This is a genomic window from Paraburkholderia aspalathi (assembly GCF_900116445.1).
Lineage (GTDB): Bacteria > Pseudomonadota > Gammaproteobacteria > Burkholderiales > Burkholderiaceae > Paraburkholderia > Paraburkholderia aspalathi.
Map to the genome: position 1 here is coordinate 23,033 of NZ_FPBH01000026.1, position 15,428 is coordinate 38,460.

The following is a 15,428-nucleotide window of genomic DNA, read 5'->3' on the forward strand; positions in this document are numbered from 1 at the left end:
AATAAAAATTTAGCGCCCCGGGTTTTCCAATAACGAGACAGGTTGCCATGCCAAATTCCTCTTTCTTACTAGCCTTCGCTGTCCCGGCAATGGTGGCTGCCCTGTTGTCTGTCAGTGCCGATGTGCGTGCCGAATTGGGCGGCACGATGCCCAGCCAGGCGAATTCGACGGCCGCGGCGCCCCAAACCTTGCTGAACGGCGCCTTACGCCTGCGCACAATGACCGACGCAGGCAACACCACCATCAACGAGTACGCGACGAATAGCGGCCAGATCATCGCTTATACGTGGCAAGGCCCGACCATGCCGGATCTGCGCGCGCTGCTCGGCCGGTACGCCGACTCCTACAGGGCGGGCGCCGCCGCCTCGGCTCCGGACGGCAATCTGCACGCCTCGCGGGTTGCCAGGCCGGATGTGATCGTGGAATCGGGTGGTCCGATGCGCGGCTATGTCGGACGCGCGTGGCTGCCGGCGGCGCTGCCCGCCGGTGTCACCGCCGACGACCTCCGCTGACGCGGGCAAGCAGGCAAAAAGCCGCCCCGAAAACTCGCCCCCCTACATGCCATGAAGACCTCTTCCCGTCTCCGCACCCTGCTCCTGACTTGCGCCGTGCTCGCTGGTTGTGGTGGCGGCGGTGGCAGCAGTACGCCGGCTGCCTCCACCCAGGCGGGCTCGACGAGCCCGGCCAGCAGTCCGAACGCCGCGAGCGCGCCATCCGGAAACGTTGGCGCCAGCGCAACGAACTCCGTGCCGCAGTCGAATACGCCGAATGTCCAGCCGATCACGGTCAGCGCCGCGCCGGGCCTGACGCGCAACATGCTGACCACCAGCGTCACCGTCTGCCGGCCCGGCACCAGCAATTGCGCGACGATCGACAATATTCAGGTCGACACCGGCTCACAGGGCTTGCGGATTCTCGCCTCGGCGCTGCCGGCTGATCTTTCGCTGGCGGCCGTGGCCTCGGGCCGCGGCATCGCGGGTGAGTGCGCGGTATTCGGCGGCGGCTATACGTGGGGCGCGGTGCGCGGCGCGGACGTGCGGATGGCCGGCCAACTGGCCACCTCGATTCCGATCCAGCTGATTGCCGACCCCACGCTGCCCAATGTGCCCACCGATTGCGCCGGTTCAGGCAGCGCGATGCTGACCGTCGCGAACCTGCGCGCCAACGGCATTCTCGGCGTCGGACTGTTTGCGGCCGATTGCGGCAGTGGCTGCGTCAACTCGGCGCTGCCACGCTGGTATTACAGCTGCGACGCCAGCGGCGCCTGCCTCGCGAGCACGCAAGCGCTCGCCCAGCAGGTGACCAATCCGGTCAGCCGCTTCGCGCTCGACAACAACGGCGTGGTGATCGATCTGCCGGCGATCGCCGACGCGGGCGCGCCCAGCGTGTCGGGCTCCTTGATATTCGGCATCGGCACTCAGGCGAATAACACGCTGGGCGGCGCGACCATCTTCAGGACCAACACGCAGACGGGTTATGTGCGTACTACCAGCGCCGGCCAGACTTACGGGCAAAGCTACCTCGACAGTGGCTCGAACGGCCTGTTCTTCAACAATAGTCAATTGCCCCGATGCGGTTACTGGTACTGCCCGAGTTCCACGCAAACGGCGAGCGCCTCGATTGCCGGCACGGATGGCGTGTCGAGCACGGTGTCGTTTTCGATCGGCAATTCGAGCGCACTGTTTGGCTCGTCGAATAACGCCTTCGACAACCTGGCCGGCATTGCGAGCAACAGCTTCGGCTGGGGCCTGCCCTTCTTCTTCGGACGACGCGTTTATACGGCGATTGCATCGAGCGTGACGTCGGCCGGGCCGGGACCGTATTACGCGTTCTGATTGGTTGATGTCGGGGCCTCCTTGCGCGGACAACCGCGTCGGGCGGATTCGATTGAGTGCCCGAGCAGACGTGGCCTATTGAGCGTCAACCCCCGCCTCAAACGGAAAAGTCCTACAGACAGATCGGATTCCCCTGCGAGGAAAATTCCCAAACTCACATCTCGCGCTTATTTGATACGCCCTGACAGCAATAATCGTCGTTTCCGGCTAGCGTCATCTCGATATCGTTAGCTCTGCATACTCTAATAACAGTGAAACGATGGAAGTCACCTTTTCGCTCGACAATTTCGAGCAACTCGTCTACACGCGGCAGCATACGCAAGCCTCACTTCAGCTCATCGCGGCACTCGCACTCCTCCAGCAAACGCGCGGTGAGTTGAACGCGAGCTTCAAAGCATCGGGCATGACCGACCTGTCTCCCAATGAGCAACGCGAGCGTTTCTGCACACGTCTGACAAGTGCGGCGTCTACGTTGTTCGCCGACCCGGATTTCCGGCCGCCCACCGCGTGCGTCAGATTGTTTTTCACGTTGCATGAATGGATCGGCACGCTGTTCTCGGCCACGGCGTTCGGCAATGCGGACCACGTCGTCCGTCATCTCAATCCTCGCGGCGCGGCGGACACGCAGTTTCTGCCGGGAGACAGCTTCATCGAGAAGCTGTGCGTGCTCTATTCGACCGAGTCCGAACTGGAACTCGATTTCGCCGCACTCTGGGCCTACGACAAAACGATCGCGGCCTGTCTCGCCCTCGCTTTGCTGGCACCGGTCTTCAATGGCTCGCCAAGCGCGCATCTCAAGCGCGAGGCGCTGCTGGAGTGGCTGCCCGGCAAGCTGCAGCTCATCGACGATCTCGACGATCTGCCATCGGCCGTGCTGCACAACGCCTATATGTTCTGCAGCTATGCCGATACGCCGCGTCGGCACGCGATCAAGCAGGACATCAACGTGCTGGTGCGCCGCAAGCTGGCACAACTCGGCCTGACCGACTTGCCCGCACCAAAGCGTGTGCCTGCCAGAGCCAAAACGCGGCGCGGCAAGAAACCGCTGATGGTGGTGGTGCTGGAATGGTTCAGCGGCGCCCATTCGATCTACCGCACGCACTCGCGTACGCTCGAAGCCGCACGCGAACATTTCGAGGTGGTGGGCTTCGGCTTCGGTTATGCGCTCGACGAAGTGGGGCGGGACGTTTTCGACCGTTTTATCGAACTGGAAGAGCCCGACTACATCGGCGAGTGCCTGAAAAAGATTCGCGATTTCGCCGATGCCGAGCAACCGGACGTGTTGTACATGCCGAGCGTCGGCATGTTCGTGCTAACCGTGTTCATGTCCAATCTGCGCATCGCGCCGTTGCAGATCGCTGCGCTCGGCCATCCCGCTACCACGCACTCAGACAAGATCGACTACATCAGCGTCGAGGAAGATTATGTTGGCGACCCGGCCTGCTTCAGCGAGCGTCTGATGAAGTTGCCGAAAGACGGGCAACCGTACCGCCCGTCCGTCGCGTTGCCGGACATCGTCGCGCAGATTCCGTCGCGGCGCGAGACGCTGCAGATCGTCATCACCGCCAGCGCGATGAAACTCAATCCCGGCTTTCTCGACGCGTGCCGCGAAATCGGCGCGCGTGCGGCCACGCCCGTTGAGTTTCACTTCATGACCGGTGTGCCGTCGGGTCTGCCGTTCGACCGTCTGCGCGACGCCATCGTGCGTGCAGTACCGGGCGCTGTCGTGCATGACTTTCACGACTACGCCGCGTATCTGGCGCGCGTCAACCAGGCCGATCTGTTCCTGAGCCCGTTTCCGTTCGGCAACACCAACGGTATTGTCGATGCACTGACGCTTGGCTTGCCAGGCGTATGCAAACGCGGGCCGGAAGTGTTCGAGCAGATCGACGGGGCGCTATTCGAGCGCGTGGGCATGCCCTCGTGGACCACCTCGGACAGCGTCGAGACGTATATCGCTGCGGCCGTGCGCATGATCGACCAGCGCGACGAGCGCACGGCGCTGCGCCAACGTCTGATCGACACGCAGGCGGTGCAGCGCTGCTTCGAAGGGCGGCCGCAGGCGTTCGGCGAAAGCGTGCTGAAACTGATGCGCCAAAACAAAAGCCGCCTCGCGGATGGGGCGGCTTGAGCTTTGTGTTTCGCGATTCGCGGTTGAGCAGGCGTTAGCGAAAGCTGCCCGCGCCCGTTGCGAGCAAGGCTTTATTCAGCGGCGGCTTCGCTCGCAGCAGTGGGGGCCGGCGTGGCGAGCTTTGCCGGCGCCAACCAGCTGAATACGCTCAGCGCGGAGCCGTGGAATGTGCACTCAGCGGCGGCTGCCGTATTGACCTTCTTCGGCTTGGCCGATTTGAGCGAAGCTGCGTCACTCGCCGAAGCAGCGAGGCTCGCTGAAGCGGCCGTCGCATCCGAAGCCGCTGCAGCCGTCACGCGTGAGGCAGCAGCCGCGGCCGAAGCCGAGGAAGCCCCCTGCGCCACGGACACGCCGGACGCCGCGCGCACGCCCGAAGCCGGGTGAGGCGCATTCGCCAATTTCGCCGCGGACGCCGCCGAAGCGGCCGCAACCTCCGAAGCCGTCATCACATGCTCGATCGATCCCTCGACGACCACCCGCGAGCCGTCGATAGCGGTGCCCGTATGAGCGATCCTCAGCGTATCCGGCGACGACGTTTCAGCCAGCTTGCTTCGCATCAACTGCTCGCATGCATCCGAGTTCTTGTAGACGGCCGTGCAGGCCGCCAGCAGCGCTGCAGCAGTCGTGACGCAGGCGATAGAGAGAATCCGAACTTTCATTGGTGTTCCGTTTTGCAAGCCGTCGGCAATTGTAGCTTACGGGCTGGCGGATCGGCACCGCCGCCGCTCACGGGGACCGCACAGGGAGAAGAACGGAGACAGTGGCGCGGCACCTCGCAAGGACGTGCCGATCCGCACATCACACAAGACAAAGAGACGGCTTGACCGCGACGCCTTGCATCGGCATCGTGTTGACCGGTCGCCATACCTGCGGCACGCCACCTCTTCAGCCAAACCCGCTTGATGGGTGCGGAACCGTTTTCCCACTGCGCATTGACCGGCTTTTCCGCATGTTCAGCCTTGCCCTGCTCGCCGTCGCCGCCTACGCCGCGACTAACATCGACAACCTTTTCGTGCTGCTCGCCTTCCTTGCGGAAACGGGCGGCCAGCGTCGGCGCGTGATCGCCGGGCAGTTTGCCGGTTCGCTGACCTTGATCGTAGGGTCGATTCTGCTCGCCGCACTGTTGACACGCCTACCTTTCGGCTACGTCGGTCTGCTCGGTATCTTGCCGATCGGCGTGGGCCTGAGCAAAGCATGGGCGCGCTTTCGCCCCGGCCACGTGGATCAGGTGCAAGAGGCGCAGGCCACGGCGGGCACGCGTGCACCAGCCACGCCAACTAAGGCCGGCGCAGGCTCGTCATGGTGGACAGTGGCATGCGTGGCGGTCGCCAACGGCTCGGACAATCTCGCTGTCTACGTGCCCCTGTACGCGAGTCATTCGCATAGCGAGGGCATGTTCATCTCGCTGGTGTTCGTCGTCATGATCGGCCTCTGGTGCGCAGGAGCGGTGTGGCTGGTGGAGCATCCTTTGCTGGGCGCGCCGATCCGGCGCTATGGCACCGCGTTGCTGCCGCTGATCCTACTGGTCATTGGCGTCTCGGTGATCGTGAATAACGATACCTTGCGGATCGTGTTCGGTATCTGAGGCGGACCGACGGCCGAAGATCCGATCGCCGGGCGGTGCGATGGTCGCGCCTCGCACCTGAAAGGCTGAGTCTGAGCCAAAGCCTGAATCCGGGTCCAAACCAGAAACCTTACAGTCCGTGCCGGGATGCGCTGCTGCCAGCGCGCGATGCAGCACGACCGACTGTCGCCCACGCCAACGGTCAGTTCGACGGCATTTGCGGCTGCACGTAAGTGCGCACGCCGGCGAGCGGCGACCCGTAACCGCCCGACTGGGTATTATTCGGCAATCCATTGACCAGTTGCGCGCGCGGATCGGTCGGATTCAGATTCAACTCGCCCGCCTGCTGGTTGCCGTGCGTCGGATATTCGCTGCCGCGCGCCGCGCTCGGCATCACGCGCGTACTGTTTTGCGGCGCGTTGATGTCGTCCTGCACGCTCAGGCCCTGTGCGCCAGCCTGCGCGGCGACGCCGCAAGCGAGCGCATACAGCAGAACCCCCACTACCCTCGACGTCCTCGATGTTCGCTTCATACCGACCTCCGGCAAGTGCAAAGTGAAATGAAAGGCGATCATGTCCGCGATTCCAGTACAGGCGCGGCAGACGCTGATCACATCATTTATACGCGCTACCTCCTCTTTCGGATTCGGCACAATCTGCCCGCCCACCGTAAAAGTGCCGACCCGGCATGCCCCGTGCGCTCACCAAAGCCACGAGGGACACGGGATCACAGCAAATACCCCAAGCGCATATCGTTATGCCGATTGGCGCTTTCTTTCCAGGACGATCGCGCCCGATAATGGCTGCCATGAACACCCACCCCACTCCCCAAGCCCGCGCGCTGCGTTCCGCGCTCGCGGCACTGAGCGCGGCACTGCTGCTAGCCGCCTGCGCCGCTCCAACGGCATCGACCTCTCTCTCGGCGGCTGATTCCGCCTCGCTCGATGCCGCCATTTCGGGGCCGCAGCGTAGCGACAGGAACCGTGCACGCGATGTCTACCGCCATCCGAAGGAAACGCTGCAGTTCTTCGGCGTGACGTCGTCGCAAACCGTGCTGGAGATCGCGCCCGGTGGCGGCTGGTACACGGAGATACTCGCGCCCTATCTGCACGACCACGGCAAGCTGTACGAGGCGCAATACGACAGCCCGGACGCCGCGTCGTTGGCAGAAGAGCAGGCTGGCCGGGCGTCGTTCGCGCGCAAGCTGGCGGCCACTCCCGCTGTCTATAGCAATGTCGTGGTCGGCACACTGCGAGCAGGTCAGTTCAGCGGCTTTCCGGCCGACGGCAGCGTTGACGAGGTGCTGACCTTCCGCAATATCCACAACTGGATCAAGGACGGCCAGATCGACGCCAATCTGCGCGCCTTTTACGCGGCACTCAAGCCGGGCGGCATCCTCGGCGTCGAGGAACATCGCGCGGCGCCGGGCACTTCGCTGCAACAGACCATCGACAGCGGCTATGTCACCGAAGCCTATGTCATCGAACACGCCCGAGCGGCAGGTTTCGAATTGGCGGGCCAAAGCGAGGTGAACAGCAATCCGCGCGACACGAAAAACTATCCGCACGGTGTGTGGTCGCTGCCGCCCACGTATGAGGGCCACGACGTCGACCGGGCGAAGTACGCCGCGATCGGCGAGTCGGATCGCATGACCTTGCGCTTCGTGAAACCCAGGTGACACGTATGACCGGCCCGGGTTTCAGCGCGCGCCGGCCGGTATAAGCCCTTCCGGCCGGTACGCGCTTCGCCGCACCGGCGCTTGACGGGATCCCAATAATATGTTCCTATTGCGCACTATGTACCGCGCCCAGACCATCCTATCGCTACTACTAGCCCGCTCTACCGGGCTAGGTCTGCTGCTGCGCGCTTCCATCTGATACACCCGAAGCACCGCTCAATTCCCCAGTAACTGACCCAGCCCCGGTTTCCGACCGGCGGCCATGCTTTGTCTTTTCGTCGTCCGGTCGACAACCCAGGTTGTTCGATCCCAAGGATGATGAAAATGTTGAAGAACCCTGCTACCAAGTACCACTCGTTCAAGCCCATCAATTTGACGGACCGCCAGTGGCCGTCGCGGGTCATCACGCGTGCGCCGATCTGGATGAGTACCGATCTGCGTGACGGCAACCAGGCGCTGTTCGAGCCGATGAACGCGCAACGCAAGATGCGCATGTTCAAGACGCTGGTGCAGATCGGCTTCAAGGAAATCGAAGTCGCATTTCCGTCTGCCTCGCAGACCGACTTCAATTTCGTGCGTGAGTTGATCGAAGGCGGTCACATCCCCGACGACGTCACCATCGAAGTGTTGACGCAAGCCCGCGACGACCTGATCGAACGCACCTTCGAGTCCTTGCGTGGCGCGCCGCGCGCCATCGTCCATCTGTACAACGCCACCGCGCCGGAATTCCGCCGCATCGTGTTCGGCCTCGAAAAGAGCGGCGTGAAAGAACTCGCGCAAAACGCCGCGCGTACGATGAAGCGTCTCGCCGACGCTACGCCGGAAACGCACTTCACGTTGCAATACAGCCCGGAAGTGTTCAGCGGCACCGAACTCGAATTCGCCAAGGAAGTATGCGACGCCGTGTTCGATATCTGGCAACCGACGCCCGAGCACAAAGCGATCGTCAACCTGCCCGCTACCGTCGAAATGGCTACGCCGAACGTCTACGCGGACCAGATCGAATGGATGCATCGTAATCTCGCGCGTCGCGATTCGTTGATTGTTTCCGTGCATCCGCACAACGATCGCGGCACGGCCGTGGCTGCCGCTGAACTGGCGGTGATGGCGGGAGCGGATCGGGTCGAGGGGTGTTTGTTCGGCAATGGCGAACGTACCGGCAATGTCGATCTCGTGACGCTCGCGTTGAATCTGTACACGCAGGGTGTCGATCCTGAACTCGATTTTTCGAATATCAATGAAGTCGCGCGGACTGCTGAGGAATGCACGCAGTTGCCGGTGCATCCGCGCCATCCGTATGTCGGCGATCTGGTGTTCACCGCGTTCTCCGGCTCGCATCAGGATGCGATCAAGAAGGGTTTTGCGGTGCAGAAACCGGACGCGGTCTGGGAAGTGCCTTATATGCCGATCGATCCTAGCGATCTTGGGCGCACCTATGATTCAGTTATTCGCGTGAATAGCCAGTCTGGCAAGGGTGGGATTGCTTATTTGCTCGAGCAGGGCTATGGGGTTGTGTTGCCGCGGCGCTTGCAGGTTGATTTCAGTTCGGCCGTGCAGCGCTATACGGATGATAGCGGGCAGGAAGTGACGCCTTCGCAGATCTGGGAATTGTTTCAGCAGGAGTATGTGCATAGTGTTGAGCCGATTCGCTATATCGGGCATAGCCTGTCTGAACGCGGCGATCGGGAGCATATCAAGCTCACTGTCGATATTCATGGCTCGCGGCGCGTGTTGAGCGGTGAAGGGAATGGGCCTCTTGATGCGTTGATGCATGCTATGGGGGTGCCGGTGCGGATTCAGCATTATGAGGAGCGTGCTTTGACTCAGGGCGCCGATGCTCGGGCTGTTGCTGTTGCTGAAATGGCCGGCGCTGATGTGGCTGGGAGTGCGTTTGGGGTTGGGATTGATGCCAATCTGGTGACGGCTTCTATTCGGGCTGTTATTAGTGGGGTTAATCGCGCTTATGAACGCGCTAGTTCCGGTGCGCAGGAGCGGTTTTTTGAAGTCGCGCTTAGGGATGACGCGGAGCGTGTGGCGGTTTGAGTTTCTTTTCTTTGGTCTGGCTTTGGTGCCTTTCCTTGATTTGTTAGTGGTCTATTAGCGTTGCCCCTGTGCGGGGCGGCACCTACTTTTCTTTGCCGCCGCAAAGAAAAGTAGGCAAAAGAAAGCGGCTCAAACCGCTAATGCTAAGTGGGCACCGTGGTTTGCGCAGGGTAGTGGTGCATCTGGAATCTGGGTTCGTGCTCCCGCATACGCTAGTGACAAGGGAGTCATACTTCCCGACTTGCACTGTGTGCTCGTCGGAAGAGTCTGCTAGAAAACCAGTGGGCTCGGATTGGGACTGTTGTGTGTTTTACTTGAGGGGCGCTTTGGCGCCCCTCTTTTTTTGTACTGCGTTACCGGAGATCGATACGCTGGCTTTGCTCCCGCCCTTCCCTCTCCCAGGTTAGCCTCGCTCTGTCCATGCGTCCGGCAAGCTGTGCGTCAGTGTCGATACGAAACGCTCTGTTTCCGGTTGGCTCGGGTTCATGAAAATATCCCTTGATGGGCCGGCCTCGATCACTACGCCGTTGTTTAGAAACACTACGTCTCGTGCGATTGTCGCGGCGAGGCGCAAATCGTGCGTCGCCATTAACATCGTCATGCCTTCCGTCGCGAGCTGTTTCAGTACGTCTACTACCTCCGCGGCTAGTCCGGGGTCCAGTGCCGAAGTCGGTTCGTCGCACAACAATACTTCCGGCGATGGGGCTAGCGCCCGCGCTATCGCTACGCGTTGCTGCTGGCCGCCGGAAAGTGTTGAGGGCCATGCGTCTGCTTTTTGCGCGATGCCGACTTTCTCCAGCAATTCGTCTGCTCGTACGCGCGCTTTTTCCTTGTCCCACTTCTGTACGGTCAGCAAGCCTTCCATGACGTTCTGGCGGACCGTCAAGTGCGGAAACAACTGGAAGTTCTGGAATACCATGCCGGTGCGGCGGCGGATCGTCAGCACCTCCTCGCGCGGGGGCTTGTGGTCGCGGCTGAATTCGAGGCGTTGGTCGCCAACTTGAAGTGATCCAGATTCCGGGATTTCCAACAGGTTCACGCAGCGCAACAGCGTACTCTTGCCACTGCCAGATGGGCCAATCAGCGCGGTGACGTTGCCCGAGGCGAGTTGCAGATCCACCGAGTTCAACACCCGGTTCTCGCCGAAGTACTTGTCGATTTTTTCCAGTCGAATCATCAGTTGCCCGCATGGAAAAGTGCGTGACGGCCGAACTTGCGCTCGAGCCGGACTTGCGCCGACGACAATACCGAACTGAACACAAGATAAACCAGCGCCGCCTCTGTGTAGAGAATCAGCGGTTCATAGGTCACGGATGCGATTCGCTGCGCTGCCTGAAATACCTCAGGTACCGTCAGCACCGCCGCTAGCGATGTGTCCTTCACCAACGCGATGAACGAGTTCGACAGCGGCGGTAGCGCCACACGCGCCGCCTGCGGCAAGATCGCGCGGCGCAGCGCCTGCTCGCGTGTCATACCCATCGAGTACGCTGCTTCCCACTGGCCCTTCGGGATCGACTCGATCACGCCGCGTATCACTTCCGAGTTATACGCGCCGACATTCAGCGAAAAACCAATGATCGCCGCCGTCAACGGATCGAGCACAATGCCCACGTTCGGCAGTCCGTAGAAAATCACGAACAGTTGCACGAGCAACGGCGAGCCGCGGAACAGCCATACGTAGAAACGCACGCACGCGATCGCCCACTTCGGCCCGAATAGCCGGACCAGTGCGACGATAAACGCGAGCACGATTCCGATCGCGAAGGATGCCAGCGTGAGCGGCACGGTAAAGACCAGCCCCGCATACAGCAGGGGCCACAGCGACTGCGCCATCAGATGCAACCATGCCGGCATGATTCAGACTCGCAGATGACGCTTATTGGGAGACGTCTTTACCGAAGTACTTCTGCGAAATCTTCGCGTAAGTGCCGTCTTTCTTCATGTCAGCGAGCGCCTTGTTGATGGCCGCCTGCAATTCCGGGCTGCCCTTGCGGATCAGCACCGCGGATTTGTCGCTGCTGTCAGCCGACGTGTCGAGCGCGGCGATCTTCACCTTCGCGTCCGGCTTATGCTTCTTGAAGTCGAGGAACGACAGCGAATCGTTGACGGTCGCATCGACGCGCCCCGAGGTCAGCAGGTCGACCGATTCGTTGAAGCCCTGCACGGGAATCACCTCGGCGCCGTGCGCAGCCGCAATCTTGCCGAAGTTGCTGGTCAGCGTATTCGCCGATTTCTTGCCCTTCAGGTCGTCAAACGTCTTGATCGTGGTGTTGTCCGAACGCACGATCAGCGCCGCGTGCGATGTGATGTACGGGTCCGAGAAATCGTATTTCGCTTTGCGTGCGTCGGTGACAGCGACTTCGTTGATCACCGAGTCGTAGCGGTTCACATCGAGACCGGCGATCAGGCCGTCCCATTTCCCTTCGACGAATTGCGGCTTGACGCCCAGGCGCTTGGCGATCTCGGTGCCGATCTCGACGTCGAAGCCGGTCAGCTTGCCGGATTCATCGTGGTACGTGAACGGTGCGTAGGTGCCTTCGGTGCCGATCTTGAACACGCCCGCGGACTTGATCTGCGCGAGCTCGTCAGCAGCGAATGCCGGGCTCAGGGTCACCGCTTGCAGCAGCGCGATCAGCAGAATGGAACGAATCGACTTCATCTGGTGGCTCCGTAAAGTTTGCTACGTCAGTTGCATGGTTTTGTGTGCGGCATCCCGCCGGCGGTCAGACCCGGCAGAGTGGGCGGACTGTAGCAAACGGTTTGCGTTTTTACAAAGGATCAGGTTTCCGATCAATATGCGCTTGCGTGCTAAGCGGACAGCCAAGGTGGCTCATACAACGTCGAATTCGACTTTACAGCAGATATGGCAGACGCGGCATGCATCGCACCACGGAACACGTGCCGGGCGCCATCGGGGAAAACGCGGGAGGGGTATCGCCGCGGCGAACGCGCGGCGTTGAAAAATGGTCGGTACGGGCGGCATTGCGAGGCCGCCCGTCAGTTTGCAAACGGCTTACCGTTCTACCGGATGCGGCTCCTTGCGCTTATTGGCCACCCGGATCGCGTCGAAGTAAGCCGGATTCGGCGGGCGCTTCAGATAACGCCCTGCGCCACGCACTGCCCGCAGTTCGCCTTCGGTCCATGCGAGCGCGCCGCGCGTGAGCGTGTGCTTCGCCACGCCCTGCACCGTCATGCCTTCGAACACGTTGAAGTCGACCTTCTGGTGATGCGTCTTCACCGAAATCGTCTTGCTTGCCTGCGGATCCCACACGACCAGGTCTGCATCGGCCCCCACCTGAACCGCACCCTTCCGCGGATACAGGTTGAAAATCTGCGCGGCGTTAGTTGAGGTAATGCGCACGAATTCGTTCGGCGTGAGACGCCCCGAATTCACGCCGTGATGCCAAAGCACCGCCATACGATCTTCCACGCCGCCGCAGCCGTTCGGGATCTTCGTAAAGTCCTCACGACCCATGGCCTTCTGCGACGCGCAAAACACGCAGTGGTCAGTCGCGGTGGTGTGCAATTGGCCCGCTTGCAAACCCCGCCACAATGCTTCGCGATGCTCCGCGGAACGGAACGGCGGGCTCATCACGTGCGCCGCCGCGCGGGTCCAGTCGGGATCGCGATACACCGCTTCATCGATCACCAGATGGCCCGGCAACACTTCGCCGAATACGCGAAGGCCTTCGCTGCGGGCACGCGCAATCGCGTCGACCGCATCCTTCGCGGACACGTGGACGATATATACCGGCACGCCGAGCACTTGCGCAATGCGAATCGCCCGATTGGCGGCCTCGCCCTCCACTTCAGGCGGCCGCGACAACGGATGCGCCTCGGGTCCCGTAAAGCCCTTGGCAAGCAACTGACGCTGCAGTTGAAACACCAGTTCACCGTTTTCCGCATGCACGGTGGGCAGCGCGCCGAGTTCGAGCGAGCGCGAGAAGCTGTTTACCAGCACTTCGTCGTCGGCCATGATGGCGTTCTTGTAGGCCATGAAGTGCTTGAAACTCGACACGCCGTGTTCATGCACCAGCGTGCCCATGTCCCGATAGACCGAATCGTCCCACCACGTCACCGCAACGTGAAAACCATAATCCGCCGATGCTTTCTCAGCCCAGCCGCGCCATTCCTTGAAGGCCTCCATCAGCGATTGCTTCGGGCTCGGAATCACGAAGTCGATGATGCTGGTCGTGCCACCGGATAAACCGGCGGCTGTACCGGTGTAGAAATCGTCGCTGGCCGTGGTGCCCATGAACGGCAATTCCATATGCGTATGCGGATCGATGCCACCGGGCATCACATACTGCCCGCCCGCATCGACGATCGTCGCGCCGGCCGGCGCCTCCAGGTCCGCTCCGATCTGCAGGATCGTGCCGCCGTCCTGCGGGTCCGCACACAACACGTCCGCACGATACGTGTTCTCCGCGTCGATAATCGTGCCGCCGCGAATCAGGGTCGTCATGGTGCCGCCTCCTTATGAACTGCTGGTTTCGGTGCTACGTGCTTCATCTGCTTCGTGCGTGGCTTATGGACACTCTCAGGCACTCGCCACGCGCGCACTCGGTCCTTTGCTCAACCTCATCCACGCGCTGTATACGATCGACGCCAACGCGAGTCCGACAAACCATGCATACGTATAGAGCGTGTTGAAAATCGCCGGCACGTTCGGAAACGATGCCGGAAACGCGGTGTGCAGGAAGCCCGGCAGATTCGGCAGCACGCCGACCACGAGCGCCACCACCGCGCCGATATTCCAGCCGCCCGTGTAGCTGTACTCGCCATGCTCGTCGAACAGTTCGCGCGTGTCCAGTCGTGTGCCGCGAATCAGGAAGTAGTCGACCATCAGAATTCCCGCCACCGGACCGAGCAAAGCCGAGTAACCGACCAACCAAGTAAAGATATAACCCTGCGTGGTGGCGAGAATCTTCCACGGCATCATCACGATGGCAATGGTCGCGGTAATCATGCCACCGACGCGATACGAAATACCCTTCGGCCACAAGCTCGAAAAGTCATAAGCCGGGCCGACGAGATTCGCCGCCAGATTGCAGCACATCGTATCGAGCGTCAGGATGATCAGTGCAATGCCGACGCCTATGCCCGTCATGCGGCTCGTCAGATCGATCGGGTCCCAGATCGCCTTGCCGTAGATCACCACGGTCGCCGATGTCACCACCACGGAGATCACCGAGAGCAAGGCCATCGGCACCGGCAAACCAATCGACTGGCCGATGATCTGGTCGCGCTGCGTTTTGGCAAAGCGCGTGAAGTCGGGAATGTTCAGCGCGAGGGTCGCCCAGAAGCCCACCATTGCCGTGAGGCCGGGCCAGAAAGTCGCCCAGAACATTCCTTCTTTCTTGCCGCCCGGCACGAATTGCGACGGCGCCGACAACATCGAGCCGAGACCACCCGCCTTCGAGGTGGCCCACCACACCAGCGCGATACACATCACGATCTTGATCGGCGCGGACCAGCTTTCGAGCCAGCGGATCGAGTCAGTGCCGTGCACAATAAAATAGATCTGCAGCGCCCAGAACACGAGGAAACACGCGAGCTGCGTGAGCGAGATGTCGAGGAACGGCAACGCCGCGCCGTGCAGCGCGTTGCCGGTCAGAATATTCAAGAGCGTGTAGATCGCGCTGCCGCCAAGCCATGTCTGAATGCCATACCAGCCACACGCGACGATCGCCCGCAGCATCGCCGGCAATTTCGCACCCTGCGTGCCGAAGGAAGAACGCACGAGCACCGCGTACGGAATGCCGTGTTTCGCGCCCGCATGCCCGATCAGCAACATCGGCACCAGCACGATCAGATTGCCGAGCAGTACCGTTGCCACCGCCTGCCACGGCGACATGCCCTCTTCCGTCAAACCGGCCGCGAGCATGTATGACGCGATGTTCATCACCATCCCCACCCACAGCGCGGCGAAGTGATACCACCGCCACGTGCGCTGTGCGACGCCGGTCGGCGCAAGGTCGTCGTTGTAAAGACTGCTGCCCTGCGCGCCGGCCGCAAACTGCGGATCGACGGGTTGCGCTGTCTGCTTCATCGAAAGATCTCCACTGATCGTTGAGGCCCGCGCGGCTTCTGATGGCGCGTCAGGCCCTAAGGGAAAATTACAGGTTCAGTACAAGCGCTTCGCTTCGCTTCGTTTCTTTTCCTACAGGTCGCTCAC

The 15,428-nt window shown here is 61.4% G+C and carries 13 protein-coding genes; 6 read left to right on the forward strand and 7 right to left on the reverse strand.

Translation table 11 applies throughout. The features are described from left to right. The first annotated feature begins 89 nt into the window (after positions 1–89). From BM438_RS31700 to BM438_RS31710, 3 genes are all read left to right on the forward strand, one after another. On the forward strand, positions 90–512 hold the full coding sequence (locus BM438_RS31700; RefSeq protein WP_425270754.1) for a DUF2844 domain-containing protein: 423 nt from the start codon (positions 90–92) through the stop codon (positions 510–512). 51 nt (positions 513–563) lie between these two features. Further along, positions 564–1,835, forward strand: a complete 1,272-nt coding sequence (locus BM438_RS31705) for a DUF3443 domain-containing protein (protein WP_093643069.1) — start codon at positions 564–566, stop codon at positions 1,833–1,835. 259 nt (positions 1,836–2,094) lie between these two features. After that, a complete protein-coding gene (locus BM438_RS31710; RefSeq protein WP_093643073.1) occupies positions 2,095–3,966 on the forward strand; it encodes a glycosyl transferase family 1 in 1,872 nt (623 codons plus the stop codon). Between the two features lie 71 nt (positions 3,967–4,037). Here the strand turns inward: BM438_RS31710 and BM438_RS31715 are convergent, their stop codons facing one another. Then, positions 4,038–4,625 carry a hypothetical protein gene (locus BM438_RS31715; protein ID WP_093643076.1) on the reverse strand — a complete coding sequence of 196 codons (588 nt, stop codon included), beginning with the start codon at positions 4,623–4,625 and terminating at the stop codon, positions 4,038–4,040. A 290-nt stretch (positions 4,626–4,915) separates the two neighbouring features. Here BM438_RS31715 and BM438_RS31720 point away from each other — a divergent pair, with 290 nt between their 5' ends. Next, complete coding sequence (locus tag BM438_RS31720; RefSeq protein WP_093643079.1) at positions 4,916–5,551, forward strand: cadmium resistance transporter; 636 nt, start codon at positions 4,916–4,918, stop codon at positions 5,549–5,551. A gap of 181 nt (positions 5,552–5,732) precedes the next feature. Here the strand turns inward: BM438_RS31720 and BM438_RS31725 are convergent, their stop codons facing one another. Then, the gene (locus BM438_RS31725) at positions 5,733–6,062 is read right to left on the reverse strand and encodes a hypothetical protein (RefSeq protein ID WP_093643360.1); all 330 of its coding nucleotides are present in this window, start codon (positions 6,060–6,062) and stop codon (positions 5,733–5,735) included. A 266-nt stretch (positions 6,063–6,328) separates the two neighbouring features. Here BM438_RS31725 and BM438_RS31730 point away from each other — a divergent pair, with 266 nt between their 5' ends. Beyond that, a complete protein-coding gene (locus BM438_RS31730; protein ID WP_093643082.1) occupies positions 6,329–7,207 on the forward strand; it encodes a class I SAM-dependent methyltransferase in 879 nt (292 codons plus the stop codon). Between the two features lie 324 nt (positions 7,208–7,531). After that, entirely contained in the window at positions 7,532–9,250 is a 1,719-nt protein-coding gene (gene leuA, locus BM438_RS31735; RefSeq protein ID WP_093643085.1) for a 2-isopropylmalate synthase, read from the forward strand. A gap of 403 nt (positions 9,251–9,653) precedes the next feature. Here leuA and BM438_RS31740 read toward each other — a convergent pair whose 3' ends face one another. The 5 genes from BM438_RS31740 to BM438_RS31760 form a co-directional block, all read right to left on the reverse strand. Then, entirely contained in the window at positions 9,654–10,427 is a 774-nt protein-coding gene (locus BM438_RS31740; RefSeq protein ID WP_093643088.1) for an amino acid ABC transporter ATP-binding protein, read from the reverse strand. After that, on the reverse strand, positions 10,427–11,104 hold the full coding sequence (locus tag BM438_RS31745) for an amino acid ABC transporter permease (RefSeq protein WP_054040530.1): 678 nt from the start codon (positions 11,102–11,104) through the stop codon (positions 10,427–10,429). The genes BM438_RS31740 and BM438_RS31745 overlap by 1 nt, the downstream gene beginning before the upstream one ends. 22 nt (positions 11,105–11,126) lie before the next feature. Further along, the gene (locus tag BM438_RS31750) at positions 11,127–11,909 is read right to left on the reverse strand and encodes an amino acid ABC transporter substrate-binding protein (protein WP_093643093.1); all 783 of its coding nucleotides are present in this window, start codon (positions 11,907–11,909) and stop codon (positions 11,127–11,129) included. 354 nt (positions 11,910–12,263) lie between these two features. Then, positions 12,264–13,715: a dihydropyrimidinase gene (hydA, locus tag BM438_RS31755; RefSeq protein ID WP_093643096.1), complete on the reverse strand. Its 1,452-nt coding sequence runs from the start codon at positions 13,713–13,715 to the stop codon at positions 12,264–12,266. A 75-nt stretch (positions 13,716–13,790) separates the two neighbouring features. Beyond that, on the reverse strand, positions 13,791–15,302 hold the full coding sequence (locus BM438_RS31760) for an NCS1 family nucleobase:cation symporter-1 (RefSeq protein WP_093643098.1): 1,512 nt from the start codon (positions 15,300–15,302) through the stop codon (positions 13,791–13,793). Positions 15,303–15,428 lie beyond the last annotated feature (126 nt).